We start from the raw sequence: 1,260 nt of genomic DNA on the forward strand, positions 1-1,260 counted from the left end.
CGAGTGCAACGAGGCTGCGATCTTTCCCCCCATTCTCTACAAATCTAAAAACGGGAGACAGCAAATGGCCGAAGCAAAAGTACTCAGTGGCGCCGGGCTCCGTGGCCAGGTAGCCGGGCAAACCGCACTGTCCACCGTAGGCCAGTCGGGTGCCGGCCTGACCTATCGCGGCTATGACGTTCGCGAGCTGGCGGCTGACGCGCAATTTGAAGAAGTGGCTTACCTGCTGCTGTACGGCGAGCTGCCGACCCAGGCGCAACTGGACGCCTACACAGGCAAGCTGAGCCAATTGCGGGACTTGCCCCAGGCCTTGAAAGAGGTGCTGGAGCGCATTCCCGCCGACGCCCACCCAATGGACGTGATGCGCACCGGCTGCTCGTTCCTGGGCAACCTGGAGCCGGAGCAGAGTTTCTCCGAACAGCATGACAAGACCGACCGCCTGTTGGCCGCGTTCCCGGCGATCATGTGCTACTGGTATCGCTTCAGCCACGAAGGCCTGCGCATCGAGTGTGTGACTGACGAAACCTCCATCGGCGGCCATTTCCTGCACCTGCTGCATGGCAAGAAGCCCAGCGAGTTGCACGTCAAGGTGATGAACGTCTCGCTGATTCTGTATGCCGAGCACGAGTTCAACGCCTCGACCTTCACGGCGCGGGTATGTGCCTCGACCCTGTCTGACCTGTTTTCCTGCATCACCGCCGCCATCGGTTCGCTACGCGGCCCGTTGCATGGTGGGGCCAACGAAGCAGCGATGGAAATGATCCAGCGCTTCAAGTCGCCCGAGGAGGCGATCAAGGGCACTTTGGGGATGCTCGAGCGCAAGGACAAGATCATGGGCTTCGGCCACGCGATCTATAAGGACAACGACCCGCGCAACGAGGTGATCAAGGGCTGGTCGAAAAAACTTGCCGACGAGGTGGGTGACACAGTGCTGTTCCCGGTTTCCGAGGCCATCGACAAGACCATGTGGGAGCAGAAGAAACTGTTTCCCAACGCCGATTTCTACCATGCCTCGGCGTACCACTTCATGGGCATCCCGACCAAGCTGTTCACGCCGATCTTCGTTTGTTCGCGCCTGACCGGCTGGGCCGCCCACGTCTACGAACAACGTGCCAACAACCGCATCATCCGACCGAGCGCCGAATACACCGGCGTCGAACAGCGCAAGTTCGTGCCAATCGAACAACGCTGAACTGGAGGGCGCTGACGCTGCGACTGAAGGAATCTAAAACCCCTTGTGGGAGCGAGCCTGCTCGCGAT

At 60.2% G+C, this 1,260-nt stretch carries 1 protein-coding gene; it reads left to right on the forward strand.

Annotated elements, in window-relative coordinates; genetic code table 11:
- Nucleotides 1-64: 64 nt before the first annotated feature.
- A complete protein-coding gene (gene prpC, locus HU811_RS26955; RefSeq protein WP_186659156.1) occupies nucleotides 65-1,192 on the forward strand; it encodes a bifunctional 2-methylcitrate synthase/citrate synthase in 1,128 nt (375 codons plus the stop codon).
- The last annotated feature ends 68 nt before the right edge of the window (nucleotides 1,193-1,260 follow it).

This window comes from Pseudomonas tehranensis (genome assembly GCF_014268615.1).
GTDB classification, from domain to species: domain Bacteria; phylum Pseudomonadota; class Gammaproteobacteria; order Pseudomonadales; family Pseudomonadaceae; genus Aquipseudomonas; species Aquipseudomonas tehranensis.

Bases quoted from the DNA above. Each gene is read 5' to 3' on its own strand.
- prpC (WP_186659156.1), top strand. From the start codon at position 65: ATGGCCGAAGCAAAAGTACTCAGTGGCGCCGGGCTCCGTGGCCAGGTA.